At 54.7% G+C, this 19,291-nt stretch carries 10 protein-coding genes; 5 read left to right on the top strand and 5 right to left on the bottom strand.

The genetic code is table 11. From position 1 onward, the window contains the following. Positions 1–286 precede the first annotated feature (286 nt). Positions 287–667, top strand: a complete 381-nt coding sequence (locus J3U88_RS00690) for a thioredoxin family protein (RefSeq protein ID WP_207856191.1) — start codon at positions 287–289, stop codon at positions 665–667. Between the two features lie 42 nt (positions 668–709). On the opposite strand, the gene J3U88_RS00685 is transcribed toward J3U88_RS00690, so the two are convergent. From J3U88_RS00685 to J3U88_RS00665, 5 genes are all read right to left on the bottom strand, one after another. Further along, positions 710–1,456, bottom strand: coding sequence for a sulfite exporter TauE/SafE family protein (locus J3U88_RS00685; protein ID WP_207856190.1), 747 nt, complete (start codon positions 1,454–1,456; stop codon positions 710–712). Further along, positions 1,453–2,481, bottom strand: coding sequence for an MBL fold metallo-hydrolase (locus tag J3U88_RS00680; protein ID WP_207856189.1), 1,029 nt, complete (start codon positions 2,479–2,481; stop codon positions 1,453–1,455). Before J3U88_RS00680 ends, J3U88_RS00685 begins: the two co-directional genes overlap by 4 nt. Positions 2,482–2,667: 186 nt before the next feature. Then, positions 2,668–4,446, bottom strand: coding sequence for a sensor histidine kinase (locus J3U88_RS00675; RefSeq protein ID WP_207856188.1), 1,779 nt, complete (start codon positions 4,444–4,446; stop codon positions 2,668–2,670). Between the two features lie 3 nt (positions 4,447–4,449). After that, a complete protein-coding gene (locus J3U88_RS00670; protein WP_207856187.1) occupies positions 4,450–5,136 on the bottom strand; it encodes a response regulator transcription factor in 687 nt (228 codons plus the stop codon). A 725-nt stretch (positions 5,137–5,861) separates the two neighbouring features. Then, positions 5,862–6,449: a hypothetical protein gene (locus J3U88_RS00665; RefSeq protein ID WP_207856186.1), complete on the bottom strand. Its 588-nt coding sequence runs from the start codon at positions 6,447–6,449 to the stop codon at positions 5,862–5,864. A 540-nt stretch (positions 6,450–6,989) separates the two neighbouring features. Here J3U88_RS00665 and J3U88_RS00660 point away from each other — a divergent pair. The 4 genes from J3U88_RS00660 to J3U88_RS00645 all read left to right on the top strand — a co-directional run bounded on the left by J3U88_RS00660 (position 6,990) and on the right by J3U88_RS00645 (position 19,237). Beyond that, positions 6,990–8,678: an AarF/UbiB family protein gene (locus tag J3U88_RS00660; RefSeq protein ID WP_207856185.1), complete on the top strand. Its 1,689-nt coding sequence runs from the start codon at positions 6,990–6,992 to the stop codon at positions 8,676–8,678. A gap of 71 nt (positions 8,679–8,749) precedes the next feature. Beyond that, entirely contained in the window at positions 8,750–12,133 is a 3,384-nt protein-coding gene (mfd, locus tag J3U88_RS00655; protein ID WP_207856184.1) for a transcription-repair coupling factor, read from the top strand. A gap of 436 nt (positions 12,134–12,569) precedes the next feature. After that, positions 12,570–15,932 carry a sensor histidine kinase gene (locus J3U88_RS00650; RefSeq protein ID WP_207856183.1) on the top strand — a complete coding sequence of 1,121 codons (3,363 nt, stop codon included), beginning with the start codon at positions 12,570–12,572 and terminating at the stop codon, positions 15,930–15,932. 14 nt (positions 15,933–15,946) lie between these two features. Then, positions 15,947–19,237: a two-component regulator propeller domain-containing protein gene (locus J3U88_RS00645; protein WP_207856182.1), complete on the top strand. Its 3,291-nt coding sequence runs from the start codon at positions 15,947–15,949 to the stop codon at positions 19,235–19,237. Positions 19,238–19,291 lie beyond the last annotated feature (54 nt).

Raw genomic sequence — 19,291 nt, 5'->3', positions numbered from 1 at the left:
CCGTTCCGTCACTCTGATGGGATCTTCATCCGTCACCCCTTAACCTAAGCAGCGCGATAACTCGCGGAGAATTTAGCTAAACCTCTGGGCTGCAACGGCCTGAAAAAAAAATGCTCAGGGCCACCGGGTGCGGTCGAGTGAAACCTCGGCTCAAAGTCCCCAAACCCTTTCGCTCCAATCCTTTAGTGAAAATATCTCGCGCTCATCGCGCCGTTTCGATTTAAGATTCGTGACCGGTTCGCCGATAGAGAAATTCCAACCCAAAACACCGCCAAAGGAGAGCCCATTGTTGACCACCTTGTTCATCGGATTACTTCTCAACGATACCCAGTTCTTCAAAGGTTCTGTCGACGATTTGTTCAGCACAGCCAAAGAGCAACAGAAGGTCGTGGTCGTCGACGTCTACACCGAATGGTGTGGGCCTTGTAAGCTTATGGATCGCAACACCTGGAGCAACGAAAAAGTTCTTTCGTTTCTCACCGAAAACGCCGTGAGTATGAAAATCGACGCGGAGAAAGGGGAAGGCCAAAATTTCGCCAAGAAATACAAGGTGGCCGGCTACCCCTGCATCCTGATTTTTAACAGTGAAGGCGAACTGATCGACCGCCGCATGGGTTACCTACCGCCTCGCGAGTTCCTGAACTGGGCCAACAGCTCTCTGGAGTAACCGCGCTGATCGCGGGGTCGGCCGTTTTTCACGGCACCGCGATCAGGTCCACTCTTTAACGAGCACGAACACACCCATCGCCAGCACAAACCACGCAAAAACCCGCCGTAGTTGATCCGGCGCCACCCGGTGAACCGCGCGGGCGCCGATGAAACTCCCAGCGACGGCGGCGGCCGATACCCCCAAAGCAAGCGCCCAGTCGATGGCAATGTGGCTGAGGTAACCCGCGAGTCCGGCAAAGGATTTCAGCGCAATCACCATCAGCGAGGTACCCACCGCCTCTCTCATCGGCAGACCCCCGAGCAGAACCAGCGCGGGCACGACCAAAAAACCGCCGCCTGCACCGATCATCCCGGTAAAACCGCCGACCACAAAGCCTTCCAACAGCACCCGCACAAGTTGCCGTCGCGGCGCGGCACCCGGCGTAACTAGCGTCTTTTTACCACGCAACATCAGACCGGCAGTTACCAACATCAAAGCAGCAAAAAGGGATAACAGCAGGGTTGGCGAAAGTTGCGCGCCCAACTTGCCGCCCAAAAATGCGCCACCCATGCCCCCAACACTGAACCACCAACCGGTGCGCCAATGGACATTCCCACGGCGAGCGTGTTGCACCGCGCCGACCACGGCGGTCACCCCCACCACAAAAAGCGACATGGCAATCGCGGCATGTACCTCCACTCCAAGGACATACAGAAGGATCGGCAAGGTTAAAATGGAGCCACCGCCGCCGAGTAATCCCAAACTCACACCGACCAAAAGCGAAAGCACCAAACCCACAACAATCATGACATCACCGGTTTCGTTTGATTGGCAACATCTCGCCAGGCGGTCATACCGCCGCGCAAACTCCAAACCCGCGAAAAGCCCTGCGCCCGCATCGCCTTGGTTGCGGCCAGACCGCGGCGTCCCGAACGACACACCATGACCATGGCCCGATGTTTGGGCATCGCGCCACTCGCCTGCTGCAATCCTTCGGCAGGCAACAACTCGGCGCCCGGAATATGCCCCAACTCACCCCAAAACTCTTCCGCATTACGCACATCGATAATCCGAACCTTGCTTTGATGCGCCCGCAACCAAGCCCCATCCACCTCTAAGGCATTCGGATCCGGCACGGCAACCCCCGCGTTGAGACCACAGGCCATATTGCCCGATAAGGCTTCGTCGATATGATTGGGCGCGGGCAACGCCAACCGGTCCATGATCGCTACAAAAGCGCCTTCGCTTTTTCCACTCACACGCGGGTTGTTTCTTTTTTCCTCTCCAATCGTGGAGCAACTGAAACCACGGTAATCGTGACCGGGGTAAACCAATACATCATCACCCAACGAAAACAACTTCTCCGTGATATTACGGTAAAGCAACGCCGCATCCCCACTTTGAAAGTCGGTACGACCGGTTCCGCGGATCAACAGGGCATCACCGGTAAACACCATGCGATCATCCAACACATAACTTAAACAGGTGTGGGTATGCCCCGGCGTCGCCAAAACCCGCAATGGGTAACGACCAAAGGCAAGACGATCCCCCTCAACCAACGCCAAATCGGCACACGCCACCTCGGCGGCTTTGCTCACCCCGATCAAGGCACCTGTCCAAAGTGAAAGCGGTCCACTGCTGGTTACATGATCGGCATGCACGTGGGTTTCCAAGCAATAGCGCAAGTCGAGGTCCAGCTCTTTGAGGTACTTCAGATCGCGCTCCAATTGATGGGACACGGGATCAATGATGACGGCTTCACGGGTTTGCTCGTCGGCAAGTACATAGGTAAATGTCGCGGTTTCACGATCAAACAACTGGCGAAATAACATAACAACCTCCAACCATTTCTTCAGTCGGGGTCATGTATATCAAAGCGAATGCCACTTTTTAAAATCCAAACAAACGCAACACTCACAACACCTTACCCAAATCTCTAAAATTTCACGGCTTATATTGAAACACCCGTGAAACGCCCGTGAAACACTGCTTCATGAAACATGTGTTTCAAACCGAGCTCAGGGCGCTTCATCCTGCCGAAGTGGAATGGTGATGGCAAAGGTCGAGCCGCGGTTCACTTCGCTGGTCACGGACACGGTGCCTCCGTGAGCCTGCGCGATATGTTTCACGATGGAAAGCCCCAACCCGGTGCCGCCAACATCGCGGCTACGGGCACGATCCACACGGTAGAACCGCTCGAACAGGCGCGCCAAGTGTTTTTCAGGAATGCCGCGGCCTTGGTCTTCAACTTCAACAAACAGGGCCTGGCCGTGCACAAAACCGCGCACCTCGACGGCCTGGTCGTCGCTGCTGTATTTGACGGCGTTATCGATCAGGTTCACCACGGCCTGCTCCATTAAACTGGAGTTAAAACGACCTTCGATCGTGTCTGAACAACTCAGATGGATGGGAATCGGCCGGTTGTGTTTCTCACTACAGGTCCGAATCGCGTTTTGCAGGACGACTCTGAGTGCACGGGTTTCAACATGCAATTCACCAGGGTTCTGCTCAATTTTAGACAAACTAAGCAAATCTTCGATGATGGCGCTGAGCCGGGTGGCGTGGCGGTCGATAATGGTTAAGAAGTGGCGCGTGTCATCAGGGCTATGAACCGCCCCATCCTGCAAGGTTTCAATGAACCCTTTGATGGCGGTCACCGGCGTGCGCAATTCATGGGAAACGTTGGCGACAAATTCACTCCGCATGGTTTCCAAACGTTTCAACCGGGTAACGTTGTTGATCACGATCACGGCCCCCAGAACATGGTTCATCTCGTCGCGCAACAAGGCACCATGGGATTCAAGGTACTTGGGCTCAGGGGAAAACAAGGTGAACTCAACCATGCCGCGCGCCTCGCCGTCCAGAATCCGCGCCACAAATTCATTGAGCTGCTGGTTGCGAATGCGCTCCTGCAAGCGGACCCCACGACAGGCTTCCAAATCCAAGCTGAACAGATCAGCGGTCGCCTGATTGATCTTAAGAATCCGTCCCTCGGAATCAACGGCCAACACGGCCTCGGTCATGCTGGACAGAATCGCCTCAACCTCAGAGCGTTGGTGCGCGATGGTATCGCTGCGTTCATTGAGCTGGTCGAGCATGACATTCATCGCCTCGGCCAACTCTTCGACTTCCAACGCCTGGGATTCGGGATAATCTTCGCCCGGCATGCGCTGGAACAAACGCTCCGCGTCGGATTTGAACATTTCAAACGGGCGGCTAATGTTACGGGAAATGGTGAGAATGATGATGGTCGCCAAAACAGCCGTGATCAGCCAGGCAACCGCGATTTTGATTTGGATCGTGCGCAAGGCACGGTCGATGGTTGTCATCGAACGGGCAACCCGGACAATTACCCGCGAGCCGTCGGGCATCTCACGGCCAATGGCGACAAACAACATCTTGCGCTGTAAGGTATTGGAGAAACGGCGCACCACGGCGATTTCACCGCGCATGGCTTGGCGAATTTCGTCCCGTTCGGCGTGGTTGTCCATCTGCGCCACATCAAAATCAGTATCGGCAACCACTTCACCGTCGGCACGAATGATGGTTATACGGTGCGCTAAATCCTGGCGCAGACGTTTGAATTGCCGATCCAGTTCTTGAAAACTTTCGTCGGGATGGCAATCGGACATACGCGCCCCGACAAGAACCGCGCTGTTGCGCAGTTCTTGTTCAGTTTGGCGCAGGTGAAAATTGTGAAAAGAGGTGGTGGCGAAAGAAGAAACCAGCAGTAGCGCGACCAAAGTGATCAGCAGGAACGATGAAAAGATCCGCCAGAGAAGTTTACGTTTGCGCAACGCTTATTCCTTAAATCGGTAACCAACACCGCGAACTGTTTCGATGTAATGGGCCTCGGGCCCTAACTTTTTGCGCAGCCCAACAATGATGGCGTCAACGGAGCGGTCGGTAACCGCGTAGTCTTCACCGCGCGCCGCGCTCACAATTTGGGAACGGGTATAGACCCACCCCTGATGCGAGGCCAAGAAATGCAGAATGCGAAATTCCATGTTGGTAAGCCGCACACGGCGGTCGTCGATACGAACCTCGCGTTTACCGGGGTGGATCACCATATTTTCAATGGTCAACACCGCGTCGGCATCGGCGGAAGCTTTGCGGTTGCGACGCAGCAAGGCTTTAACACGAGCGAGCAAAACACGGGGACTAAAAGGTTTGGTGAGGTAATCATCCGCGCCGACTTCAAGGCCGGTAACCACGTCGGCCTCGGCATCCTTGGCGGTCACAATAATGACGCTAACTTCAGCGGTCTTACTGTTCTGTTTAATAAACTTACAGACTTCTAAGCCGTCCATTCCCGGCAGCATCCAGTCCAAAACGATTAAGTTGGGTTTAAATTCGGGAATCACGCGAAGCGCTTCTTCACCGGAGGTAATGCCGTGGACGGTGTATCCCTCGCGATTGAGGTTGTATGTAATCAGTTCAAGAATATCTCGTTCATCTTCTACAACTAAAATGCGTTCTTTAGGCATGAGTGTTCCCACCCCAGTCGTGATAAATGGGTGCAAACGCACCCATAGCAGATAAGAGAAGCCGAATACGGTGGTGGCCGATCCGGGCTGAATGCTTACGCCCCAAGCCCTGAGCTTCTTCGCGAAGGATCTTAACACAGCGAGGTCGGCGGTAAACCTCTATGTCCGAGTAATGGGACCAAAGTGGTCCCTTCAACACCCAAGAAAACAACTCAAGCTACTACTTTACAACAAGTTAACTTCACTGTTAAACCTTCGTGAGATCAGCGCTTGATGGAGCTAGGTTGCTTTCGGGCCGGCAAATTTGCGATGCTTTCAGCCGCGCTGGAAAAGCCGGCTTGGTTTCATTTCTTTCATCCTCAGGATGCGTGGATCGTTACAGGATAGGCAGGGCGCCTTTATAAGGACCGGGCAAAGAGGCGCCGCGGATGAATGGGTTCACCTGAATCACAATTCGTGGAACATGGCTGAACAACCATGCCAAAAGTAAATGGCGTTCAACGAAGCAGCGGCCCTATCCGCATGCGCCATCCATCCAGCCCAACATTGTTGGGCGGGCAAGGGCAAATCCGTACCTCGCCATCCAGATTCCACCCTAGTCCCCTGAGAAATAATGAGATACCCACAAAATCACGCGATAAAAACCAAAGATCCAGGCACAAAAAAACCCCTCCACAAGGGAGAGGTTTTGATGACATTCCGCGGCCCGTTTGCGGAAAGTACGGTTAACGGTTGCCTGAAAACTCGGGCCAGTGGCCCAATAACACGCCGATATCCTGATTAAGGAACGGCTGCAACAAATCGTCCTCAAGAATGGCGGTCAACGGCTCAATCAGCCGTGCGCGCATGCCTGCCGACAAGTGATCGGAATCTTCAGCCAGGGAAACCAAACAATCAAGAACTTCATGAATGTTAATTTCTTCTACCGCGATCTCTTCATCACCCACCATCAAGTGACCGGCGGCTTGGTGTTGGCTCTTGGGTTTGCCCCAGTGGGGAAGGATGTCATTATCCTCAGGACGCCCGAGAAATTCAATCGTTTGAATGGTTTGCTTGAGGGTTCGCTCCAATGCTTCCAGTTGATTGATGTACGTCTGCTCTTGGATAAATTTGGAGCCGCTCAGCGATTGCTTGATGCGATGCAATGTATCCAATGATTTTCTGCAGCAAGAACCACCGTCCTTGAGGATGTCCTCGAGTTTGGTTTTCCAGGCCTTCACGTGAGGGTTGTGAAAACCTTCTTTAATTTTTTTCAGGCTGGGAATTTCTTGAACCGACAGCTTAAGACTTGCGACAAGCTCGGCTGTTTCCACGCATCCACCTCCTAATTGTGGCCGGCCCACGGGCCGAATTAGGATAGTACCACGAGAACAAAAAGTTTTTCCGGCTCAATGGACAATTTTCTCGAAAGACATTGCTTTAGGTCCCCGAAAAGAGAAGAATTCAAGGCGGATCCGGCGGGATTCAGAACGCGGCAAATTCAAGCTCCGACAAAAGCTCACCTACTCAAGGTAAATTACTGGCTTAGCACCAGGTAGCTCACTGATAACCCAAAAAAAACCTTCATCGCCTGGATCAAGAAAGCCCAAACAACCAGAACCGACTTTCCAAAAAAGTAACAAAACCGCTTTTTTTCAAAACCACTTCGCCACCTAGTAACCAAAGTACAACAGTCACTCTGGTTCCACTTTGTCAACGGTCACATTCGCGATTTTTCTCTCTTCTAACCGTCACACTTGCAATAACTTCAGCTTTTCATGACGTTCCTACTGAGAAATCGGGGACAGCCCGTTATCATAGGCCTTGCGCCCATCTTTCCTCATCTCTGCCCCCCTACCCTCGGAGGTGCGTTCGTGATTTCCCGAAAACTGGGTCTCTTTACCCGCACCTATGCCGTTGTCAAACGCTACCGTCAGATCTTGACCGTCCTGATCAAGTACGGTTTCGAGGACTTGGTTTACGCGATGCAAATCGAACATTACCTGGAAATGGGATGGCAGTTGTTCAACAAGACCAAATGGTTTCGCAACCAGGATCTCTCGCGGGCGGCACGGATCCGGCTCGTGCTGGAAGAGCTCGGCCCCACTTTTGTCAAAATGGGCCAGGCCGTTTCCACCCGTAGCGACCTGCTCCCCATAGATATTTTGGACGAGTTGGCCAAACTTCAGGACCGGGTGGCACCTTTTGACGGCGAACGGGCCCAGGCGATTCTGGAACTCGAGCTGGGTGAACAATCCGGGGAGATCGCCTCCTTTGATCACAAACCCTTGGCCGCCGGTTCCATCGGCCAGGTGCATCTGGCCACATTGAAAAGTGGTGTACAGGTCGCCGTTAAAATTCGCCGGCCTCGTATTGCCCAAATCATTGAGGTCGACGTGCAGATCATGCACAACATGGCGACCTTGATGGAAAAGCACATGGAATTGGGTCAGATCCATCGCCCGACCAAAATTGTCGAGGAATTTGCACGCACACTGGATCATGAACTAGATTACGAATTCGAAGCGGCCAACCTCAAACGTTTTGCGCGTCAATTCGAGGACAACCCCATCGTCCACGTCCCCAGGGTTTACGATGATTTATCCAACCACCGCGTGCTGGTATTGGAATTCATCAACGGCACCAAACCTACCCGGCGCGAGGAACTTGAATCCCTCAAGATGGATCCCAAGGAGATCGCCCAACGGGGCGCCAAGCTGATCATCGAACAAATTTTTGTGCATGGCTTCTTCCATGCCGACCCGCATCCCGGCAACATCATGGTCTTGCCAAACCATGTCATCTGCTACTTGGACTTCGGTATGATGGGGCGGCTGGATCGCCTGAGTCGCGAGCGGTTTGCCGATCTTTTTTTGGCGGTGGTGCAAGCGGATTCCGTAAAAGCGGCCGAGGTCCTGCTCAAACTGACCCAGAGTCACAAATTGGTGGACCGCCTGTCCCTGGAACGGGAAATCGACGAACTCATCGACCAACATCTCTTCCGCAGCCTTAAAGACCTAGAAGTAGGCCCATTATTGCGGGCGATCCTGGATGTAACGGTCAAGTACCGGCTATCGATCCCCGCGCCTTATTTCTTATTACTGAAAGCCATCACGCAAATGGAGGATTTGGGCGGCAAGCTCGATCCCGAATTTTCGTTTAGCGAAGAAGCGGGTCCTTATATCCGCCGTATCATGGTCAACCGGTACCACCCACGCCGCCTGGCCGGCAATTTATGGGAAACCAGCCAGGACATAATTTACCTGGCTAAAGAGGTGCCGGGTGAAATGCGCGAACTGCTGAAGCAGTTGAAGCAAGGTAAAGCCAAAATGGAGCTGGAGCACCTGGGCCTGACCCCGCTTATGGTCACCTTGGATCGCATCAGCAACCGAATCGCCTCGGCCATCGTTCTGGCATCATTGATTATCGGGTCTTCGCTGATCGTACACGCCAAAGTCCCCCCCCTGTGGCACGAAATCCCGATTATCGGCTTGGCGGGGTACGTGGTTTCGGCGGTCATGGGTTTTAGTATGCTGCGCGCCATTATGAAAAAGAGAGGCTGACAACCCTTGACCACATCCGATTCTTACTTTGCCACGAGAGCGGTTAGAATAAGCGGCTGGAGGGAGGGGTGATGTCTTTTTTTCAGTTGCGAGGGGAGCAGGTTCGCCATGCCCACGGGTTACGCGGCTCCGCGGCGCTCCATTACCTTACCCAACAGGAACAACCAACGATTTTGGTGACCGCGGATGTGAAACGCATTCACGCAACCGCCAACGCCTTGCGGAGTTTGAACCCGCAAGCCCGCGTCTTTGAGCTCCCACCGCTCGAAGGGTCGGCGTTCGCGTTTACCCCGGTGCACCCGCTCACCCGCCGAACCCGTTTGGCCTGCTTCGACGCCTTGCTTACCAACCGCTGGGACATGATCGTCACCCATCCGCGCGTCTTCCTCGAAACGCTCGCCTCCCGCGACGCCCTCGCCAAACCGCGGCTGAGCTTGCAGTCCGGCGACCGCTACGATTTGCCCCAACTCTGTCGCACCCTCGCGGAAATGGGTTATCTCGCCAACGATTTGGTTAGCCAGCCAGGGGATTTTTCGCGGCGCGGCGGCATGCTCGATATCTACAGTTCGGTGGATGAACGCGCTTGGCGCCTCGATTTTTGGGACGACGAACTGGAAGAAATTCGCGAATTTGATCCCGCCACCCAGCGTTCAATGCACGTGGTCGACAGCGTGGAAATTTTGCCCATGTTCGAGTGGCATGTTACGCCGCGTGAAGCGGCGGTTTTCGCACGCAAGGGCGGTGAGCTGTGGAACCAAAGCGAGGCCCGCAAACAGTTCCTTTCCCTGGTCGCCGAGTTACGCGACCGCGGCCGGTTCTCCGGGTTTCTTCACTGGACCGCGCTGTTTTTCGAGCATCCACACCATTTCTTGGATCTGGTTGAACAACCGGCCCTTTTGTTCGTCGACGATCACGAGGCGGTCCAGGAACAATGTGAGCAATACCTGACCCAGCTAACAACCCAAGCCGATGCTTTGGGTCAAAACCAACTCCAGACCCCCTTGCGCACCCTGTTCCACCAAAGCGACATTAAACAGATTGATTTACCAGAACATGTCACAGCAGTAATCCATCACACGCTGGGCTTAACCGAAGTTCAGGATGAATTCCTGACCCAATCGGTGCCTCAATACAAAAGCGATGTGCGCCGCTTCATTGATCATTGGAAACAGCAAGCCAAACGGTTGGCCGTGGTGATCGTGGCGCAAAACACGGGCGCACTCAAGCACTTGGAAGAACAACTCGAGCACGAAGGTTTTTTCGTCAAAACATGCGACTTGCCGATTCGCACGGAACTTGCGCCAGGTTTTTATGCCGCCAAAGGCGCCTTGCCGACCGGTTTCCAATGGCCGGACCGTAAGTTGGTGGTCATCGCCGGGCCCGACATTTGGTCCAAGATCAAAGCCGCCCGCAAACCCGCCGGCGGGAAACGGGTTTTCCAAGCTGAGTTCCGCGATCTGAAGGTCGGTGATTTGGTGGTTCATGAAGAACACGGCATCGGCAAGTTCATCGGCTTGCTGGAAATGGAGGTCGGGGGCGGCCGCCACGAAATGATGGCGCTGACCTACAAAGGTGATCAAAAACTTTATGTGTCACTCAACCAACTTCATTTGGTTCAGCGCTTTAGTTCGGCCGACAACCAGGTCCAACTGGACAAATTGGGCGGAACCGCCTGGGTCAAAACCAAAGGCCGTGTGCGCAAAGCCCTGCGGGAGATGGCCGGTGAATTGGTAAAGCTTTACGCCCAACGGAAACTGGTGACCCGCACCCCCTATGGCGCGGACACTGAATGGCAGGGTTCTTTCGAAGATGCGTTTGAACACGAGTTAACCAGCGGCCAATTTAACGCGGTTAACGAAATCAAAGCCGATTTGGAATCGCCGCGACCGATGGACCGGTTGCTGGTTGGCGATGTGGGTTTTGGCAAAACCGAGGTCGCAATGCGGACCGCTTTTAAGTGTGTGATGGAGGGTTTTCAAGTGGCGGTTCTGTGCCCAACCACGGTGCTGGCGTTCCAGCACTACCACACTTTCAAAAACCGGTTTGGCAATTTCCCGGTGGCCGTCAACTGGATTTCGCGGTTTAGTTCCAGCAAACACATCAAAAAAGCATTAACCGATTTGGCCGACGGCAAGGTCGACCTCATCATCGGTACCCATCGCTTGCTGAGCAAAGACATCAAGTTCAAAAACCTCGGCGCGGTCATCATTGATGAGGAACAACGATTCGGGGTGGCCCACAAAGAACGCCTGAAGCAAATGCGCAAACAGGTGGATGTACTCAGCATGTCGGCGACCCCCATCCCGCGCACGCTAAACATGTCGCTTTCGGGTATTCGCGATATCTCCGTGATTGAAACACCGCCGCGCAACCGCCTCGCCATTAGTACCAACGTGGTTGAGTCCCGTGACGGTTTGATTCGCAACGCAATTGATTTTGAGTTGGCGCGCGGCGGCCAAGTCTTTTTTATCCACAACCGGGTTGAAACCATGGACACCATGGTCGCGGGCTTGCGTGAATTGATGCCGCACCTGCGGATTTCAGCTGCCCACGGTCAAATGGATCCCAAACGCATCGAACACCAAATGTTGCAATTCATGCAACGGGAAACGGACGTGTTGGTGGCGTCTACGATTATTGAAAACGGGGTGGACATCCCCAACGCCAACACCATGATCATCAATCGCGCCGACATGTTCGGCATGAGCCAGCTCTACCAACTACGCGGCCGTATCGGACGCTCGGACCGGCCCGCCTTTGCCTACCTACTGGTCCCGCCGCGCGCACGCATGTCCAACCAAGCACGCCAACGGTTGGCCGCGCTGGAGGAGTTCTCGGACCTTGGGTCGGGCTTCCGTATCGCAGCCCGCGACATGGAACTGCGCGGTGCGGGTAACCTGCTGGGAGCCAACCAAGCAGGGCACATTAACGCCATCGGCTATGACTTGTTTGTCAAAATGCTGGAAGAAGCCGTCGCCGAATTAAGCGGCCATGAAATCGAGGATAAGGTTAGCTGTCTGGTAAACCTGAACTTCGGCGCGGCGGTCCCCAAAAAGTACATTGAGGAAACCAACCAACGCCTGCACTACTACAAAAAGTTCGCCGCGGCGGAGAGCGACACGGAAATCGACGAACTCCAACAAACCATGGTGGATTGCTACGGCCCCTGTCCGGCCGAGGTCGCCCAGCTCATGGCGGAACACAAGTTGCGCCTTTTCCTCAGCCGCAAACGGGTACTGCACGTCGAACGTGAACGGGACAAGCTCCAACTGCGCTTTCACGAAACCGCCAAGGTGCGCGGCGACTTGGTCATGAATTGGATCCAAAAGAAAAAGGCCTTAAGCCTAAGCCCGGAAGGCGTGCTGAAACTCGCGTTGCCCTCCCGCGACCCGGGGGACGTACTCGGCTACATCAAAGACGTGAGCGAAGAACTGATCGCATCCGGCACTGCTTAAAGACAAAACGAAAACAAACAGGGTGCCCCGCAACAAACCTTTTTGACCCGTCTGGCAAAACCGGCGTACTTCTGGCCGACCGATGTTTCCCAGAAACGACAAACCGCTTATTTTAGGGCGCTTACTCTCTGCCCCGCGGGCTTCAAAGCCCTTCTCAGAATTGAGTTTTATCCGCGAGCGGTCGATAAGCTACAAAGTGGTGTTATCTTGGCGGTGGCACCGGCTTGGTTTCCGACCTAAGAGGCGCGATAAGAGTGAGGGATTTTGGCTAAAGATCTGGAGCGAAAGGCTTGGAAAAAGCGGGCCGGGGTCGTGCCCGACCGCACCCGTCGGCCCTGAGCATCTTCATAGGCCGTTGCATTCCAGAGGTTTAGCCAAAATCGCCGCGAGCTATCGCGCTTCTTAGGTCCTAATAAGACAACACAAGGATCTCTTCTTGAGCGCGCTATTGTTCAGCTTGCTGGCTTCCACCTGGATGCTCCATCCCGACCGAGCCTTGCACCATTTTGTCCACCGTCATTGGCAAATCCAAGACGGTTTACCACAAAACTCGGTGCGGGTTCTCTGTCAGGATGATCGCGGCTACTTGTGGATTGGCACCCAAGAAGGCCTGGTCCGTTTCGACGGTGTTTCCTTCCGCATTTGGCACAAATACAACAGCCCCGCCCTCACCAACCAGGACTTTCGCGCCTTGACCCTAGACGGCGCGGGCCGCTTAATCGCGGGCAATCGCGCGGGCCAATTGCTGCGTATGGATCAGGGCAGCCTGGTTGCCATCCTCAAGGAACCCCTGGAAGCCCCCATTAACGCCTTGCTCGCCCTCCCGGGCGGCGATTTACTGATCGGAACCGAGGGTTTGGGGTTGATCAAATTGACACAGGGTCGCGCCGTCCCAATCGAAGGCCCCGCATTCATCACCACCCTGATAAAAATCGACAAGGATTTAATCCTCGCGGGCAGCGAAAAAGGCGGCATCGGCATATACCAAAAGGAAAACTGGATCTGGAAAGGAATCACAGAAGGCCTCCGTTCCCAACATATTACAGCCATCGTTCTAGACCAATCCGGGGCGCTTTGGCTCGGAACCAAAAACGCGGGTCTCCAAGTCTTTCCCTCCTTAGGCGGGTTTCTTCAGGGTCGCAAGCGCAGCATGATTTTGGACCAACGCGCCGGGTTAGGCAGCTTGACCGTCTCGGCCATTCAGCAGGATCGTGATCGCAATCTATGGGTCGCCCTACAAGACCACGGCTTGGTCCGCATGCGCCTCGATCCCAATCGCTCCAACCAAAACTGGAGCGTCGTCACCCATCCCAGCCAATTCCCAGGCACCATGACCTTCTTCAAAAACCCCGACCCCATCAGTGGGCGGCGCATTGCCTGTATTAAGGAAGATCGCGAAGGGAACATGTGGTTTGGCACCATCGGCCGCGGGCTGCATTTGCTCAGCGACGGGGAAATGACCACATTTGGACCCCGTGACGGCTTGGCGGAAAACATGGTTTGGATGACCGCCCCCGACCCGCGCGGCGGTATTTGGCTCAGCTACGAGAACGGTGCCCTGCAACACTGGTACGCCGGCAAACTCACCGACTACACCCAGCGTTTGATGCCGCGCGGCTACCTAGCCAACGACATCCTGCGCACCAAAAACGGCGATTTTTGGGTCGGGACCGACGGCGCGGGCCTGGTTCGCGAGTCCAATGGCGAGGTTACCCGCTTTTCCCCCAAAAACAGCGCTATGCGTGGGTCACTCGTCAACTGCCTAGAAGAAGACATGTTTGGACGCTTGTGGGTCGGCACTTATGAAAATGGGATCGCGATTTTTGATCCAAAAAACAACAACTGGTCGCAAATCACCCAAGCCGAGGGTTTGCCGGACAACATGATCTACGATTTCGAAACGGACCGCCGCGGCCGCATGTGGGTCGCAACCGGGCGCGGCTTGGCCGTCCAGAAAGACAAGGACACATGGCATGTTTACACCAAACAGGACGGCTTGCCTACCAACCAATTGTTCTTAATCCGGCGGGATTCACGCGGCGATCTATGGCTGACCACCGAAACCCACGGCCTTATTCGCTACCGCAACCAACAGTTTGAGCAATTCACCACCGAGGACGGCCTGTTCACCGATACAAGTTTTCAAGTCGTGGAAGATCATCAAAAACACCTCTGGTTCTCAAGTAACTACGGCATTTTTCGGATCCGCCTGCGCGATTTCGACCTGTACCGCGAGGGCGTGCTCGAGCGGCTGAACTACCAAGCCTTCGATATCAACAACGGCATGAAATCAGTCGAGTGCAACTTCATTGGGCCCAATTCGGGCGGCCGCGATCAAGAGGGTCATATCTGGTTCCCAACCATCAAAGGCGCGGTGCGCGCCGACTTAAAAGCACTGCGTAAACCGGACGGCGACCTTCTCGTTCATGTGGAGCAAGCAACCTATTCGGGCGACAAACCCATTTTTGCCGAGTCAGACCTGCCGGCAGGCGCGACCAATTTTAAGTTTCACTATTCCTCGCCCCATTTTCGCCACAGCGATAACATCCGCTTCCGCTATCGGCTCAAACCCATCGACGAAGACTGGGTCTACGCGGACAAACGGCGTGTCGCCGGCTACAGCCATCTTCCCCACGGCAACTATACGTTTATGGTGGAAGCCGGTTTGCCGGGCGGCCCCTGGATCGGTACCCACCGAGACTTTCGTTTCAGCGTTGACGCATTTTTCTTTCAAAAACCTTGGTTCATGCTTTTCGCATTCCTCGCCCTGCTCGGCGGCAACGCGGTCATGTTCCGCTGGCGTTCTCTCCACCTCGAACAAACCCGCGTCAAACTAGAAAATCAGGTGCAGGAACGCACCCGCGAATTGGCCGCGATGAATGAAGAGGTTTTGCTGGTGAACCGACAACTGGCCGAAAATGCGCGTTTGGCGGGCATGGCGGAAAGCGCCACAAACCTGCTTCACAACGTGGGCAATGCCCTCAATTCAGCGCTGACCTCGGCCGAACTGATGATCGAAAATGTGGCGGACGAATCCAGCGACCGGCTGTTGCAGCGCATGGAGCAATTAATCGAAAAACATCAGATGGACCCGACTTTTTTCAGCGACCACGATATGGGTCGCCGTTTGCCCCCAGCCCTAAGCGAGGTGGCCCAGGTGCTGATCGACACGCGCCGCGAAGCCAATCACGAACTCCAATCTTTCTCGCGCAACATTGAATTCATTGGTGAAATTCTCGCCAACCAAGAAACCTTCGATCAGGAGCACCGACCCATTGAGGCGGTGGATATCAACCTCCTGGTAGAAGACGCCCTTCAAATGAACGGCAACCTCATTCGCAACGGGAACATCGAACTTATCGAAGATTTTGAAACCCTTCCCTTGGTCCATTTGTGTAAGTCGGATTTCCTGCAAATTGTTTCCAATTTGGTGAAAAATGCCTGTGAAGCCATTGCCATGAACCCGTCGCCCGCCAATGAACACCAATTGGTGGTGCGCACGACCAGCCACGATCCCAAATGGGTGGCGCTGATCATTCAAGACAGCGGCGTGGGCGTCGAACCCGAACACCTCGCGCGTTTATTCCAATACGGCTTCACCACCAAACCCAAGGGCCATGGTTTCGGCCTCCATTACTGCGCCAATGTACTCAAAGCGATGGGCGGGAGCATCGAGGCGACAAGCGAAGGAAAAGGCAAAGGCACCACGTTCACCCTCCTGTTTCCGGCCGAAATTACGGTGGAAACCGAAAACCTTTCGGCGGCCAAAATGCCGCTGGAAACAGAGACCGCGTCATGAAACCGAGCGACTGCATGAGGTACGGCCTGCTCATCGCCTTATGGGTTGGCGCCGGCTGGGGCGGTCATTGCTCGTTGTGGGCCCATTCCTACGACAAAAGCCTCGACCAGTTCGTCATGCAAGCATGGAACACCGCCCAAGGTTTGCCTCAAAATTCCATCACCAAAATGATTCAGAGCGAGCAGGGTTTCATTTGGTTCGGTACCCACGAGGGCCTGGTCCGTTTCGACGGGGTCGAGTTCCGCGTTTTTAACCACAAAAATATCCCGTTCCTCGAGAGCAACATGATTTCGGCGCTGGCCGAGGACCGCAACCACCGGCTTTGGTTTGCCGATGAACGAGGCAAATTGTATTACCTGGACGAACAGCTAAATTGCCGCCAAGGTCCTTCTCTCGAAATGGAGGATGACTGGGTCTCGACCATGGTCTCCACGCGCCACGGCGCCCTGTGGATGGGCACCTATGAAAACGGGATTTTTGTTTACGAAAACAACGTTTTACGCCAAATCACCCTCGAAAAGGGCGACAACCATCCCATATGGGACTTTCTCGAGGATGATTTCGGACGGATGTGGGTCGCCACCCAACGCGGTTTGTACCGCCTGGAAGGTGATCGCGTCACCCGCTTCGGCAAGGAACAAGGACTCAACAGTGATCGCACCTACTGCCTGGAGCAAGATATCCAGGGGCGGATTTGGGTCGGTGGCAGCGAAGGGGTAAACGTCATTGACGGTGAGACGATCCACAAGGCTGACACGGCCGGCAACCTCCCAGAACACGGCATTCTCGACATCGAAGAAGATCAACAAGGCGAAATGTGGCTTGCCACGGCCTACGGCGGCATCGCACGCATGACCCCCAACCTTATTGTTCACCAAACCTTTACCCAAGACGACGGGTTGCCAAACAACAACACCGCCACCCTTCTGCCCGATCACGACGGCAATGTGTGGGTTGGTATTGAGTCCGGTGGTTTGGTGTGTTTCCGCAACGGCCCCGCGATCACCTGGACGAAAAAGCACGGCCTTCCCGACGATATGGTGCGAACCGTCCTACAGAGTTCGGATCAGCAAATATGGGTCGGCACGGATTCGGGCTTAAGCCGTTTTAACGGCAAACGCTTTTCCACCGTCGATCTCGGCATCAACGGTTCCGTCACCGCCCTTTACGACGACGGTAAAGGTGGTTTATGGGTGGGCATATGGGATCGCGCCCTCATCCATTACCAACCCGAAACGGATGCCAAAACCATCTATGAGCCCAAGTCCGGCTTGCCGGCGACCGCCATTTCCGCCATTTCGGCGGATCTCGAGGGCAATATTTGGATCGCAAGCCGCAAGGGCCTGATTCGCATGCGCGACGGCTTTTTTGAAAGCTTCACGGTCCACAACGGCTTGCCCACCAATTTGGTGACCAGCCTGCTCATCGACCGCGACGGCATTTTGTGGGCCGGCACCCGCGGCGGTGGTCTGTGCCGCTTTGAAAACGGGAACTTCACGATTTATACCCGCCGGGACGGCTTGTCCAGCAACCAAATTTTGGCCCTGTTTCAGGATGAAACCGGCACGCTTTGGATTGGAACCTCGGACAACGGGTTAAACCGAAAAACCGCAACCGGCTTCGAGGCGGTTAACGTTTCGGACGGCTTGTTCGACGATAAAATCCTCGCGTTACAAGAAGATGAAAACAAAAGGTTCTGGATGACTTCCAACCGCGGTATTTTCTCCATCCCGCGCGAAGATATAACGCGCTACCTCGACATCGGTCGTGAGGGACGCCTAAAAGGCCGTGTCTTTGGCATGGAAGACGGCATGAAAAGCAACGAATGTAACGGCGGTACCTTCCCCGCCGCCGCCATGGACCATTTTGGGAATCTTTGGGTTCCTACGATTGAAGGGGTGGTCTCGCTTGACAGCGAGCACGAAATCCAACAAGGCGAGGCCCCGCCCGTTTTTATTTCGCGTGTCAAACTGAACGGCAAGCACCAAAACAACCTTTCCACGGTGACCATCGCGCCCGGACCACACAAAATGGAAATTCATTTCTCCGGGGTCAACCTCACCCTTTCCAAACGATTGCGCTTTCGCTACCAAATGGTCGGTCTCGAAGAGACCATGCAATTGGTCACACACGAACGCATCGCCCATTACAGCAATCTTCCCCCCGGCACCTATTCTTTTCGGGTTTGGGCGGGCAACGAACCGGATTACTGGGGTGACGACTACGCTGAAATCACCGTCATCAAACGCGCGGCTTGGTGGCAACGCACCTCCACCCGTATTGCCGTGGTTTGCCTTCTGCTCGCCGGCATTTTCAGTCTGGACCGCCACCGCTTGCGTCGCAATCAGGAACGCCATGCCTTGCTGGAGCAAATGGTTCAGGAACGCAGCAGCGTGTTACAAGGCACCCACCAACGTTTGATCACGGCCCAGGAACAAGTCATTGAAGCCGCCCACCGCGCCGGTATGGCCGAAATCGCGTGTAACGTACTTCACCAGGTTGACGATGTGGTGCGCCGTGTGGAGCAAGAAAGCCAAACCGCAAAAACCCTGTTTGAAGCCTACCAAGCCCCGCAAACCATGATGCGCTGGGCGCTGGCCCTCACCGACCCGGAGAAGGCACGCGATCCCGCCAACAACCAAGCCGGTCACAAAATCTTGCAGCAGTTGAAAGCGATTGCCCCACAGAAAGAAGATTTGGCCGAGCAACTGAGCCGAATCAACAATCAGGTCTTCCAGCTTACACAGATCGTAAGTGCCCAACAAAAATATGCCAAGCAAGACAATGTCGCCCACTCGGTGGACATCAATGCATTGATTGCCGACGCCGTCAAAATCAAAAACAAAGACCTGCGCCGTACGCAAGCAGAGGTTATTCAAGACCTCAACCCGGTCCCCACGTTCTACCTGCAACGTGCCAAGATTCTGCGCGTTCTGCTCGGCCTGTTGCAACATTCTTGTGAAAGCATGAACGCCAACGGCCCAGAGCGCCCACGCAAGATCCTGATAACCAGCAGCATCGCGGAAAACTCGATCAAAATTACCATTCAAGACACCGGCCCCTGCGTCCCCGAAAACGAACTCGTGAGCGTTTTCGCCCAAAATGCGTCGCCGCGGGCAACCACCAACCGTTTCATTTTGCACGCATGCGCCAATGCCGTCACCGAGATGGACGGCGAGATCCAAGCCGCTTGCGCGGCAGACGGCGGCGGTATGCTGTTCGTCCTCCAACTCCCCGTTCAGCCCCACGAGGATGAGGACTACATCAATGAAATCGGCGACGACGGCAGTCACGGCGAAAGCTAGACCGCATTTTGGCGGCCTTCCCAAATACCAAGCGAAACCAAATCGGAACCTCAC

Origin of the sequence: Acanthopleuribacter pedis, from assembly GCF_017377855.1 — a bacterium.
Taxonomy (GTDB): domain Bacteria; phylum Acidobacteriota; class Holophagae; order Acanthopleuribacterales; family Acanthopleuribacteraceae; genus Acanthopleuribacter; species Acanthopleuribacter pedis.
The sequence above is the reverse complement of the archived record's forward strand: the minus strand, read 5'-3'. Positions and strand labels throughout refer to the sequence as shown.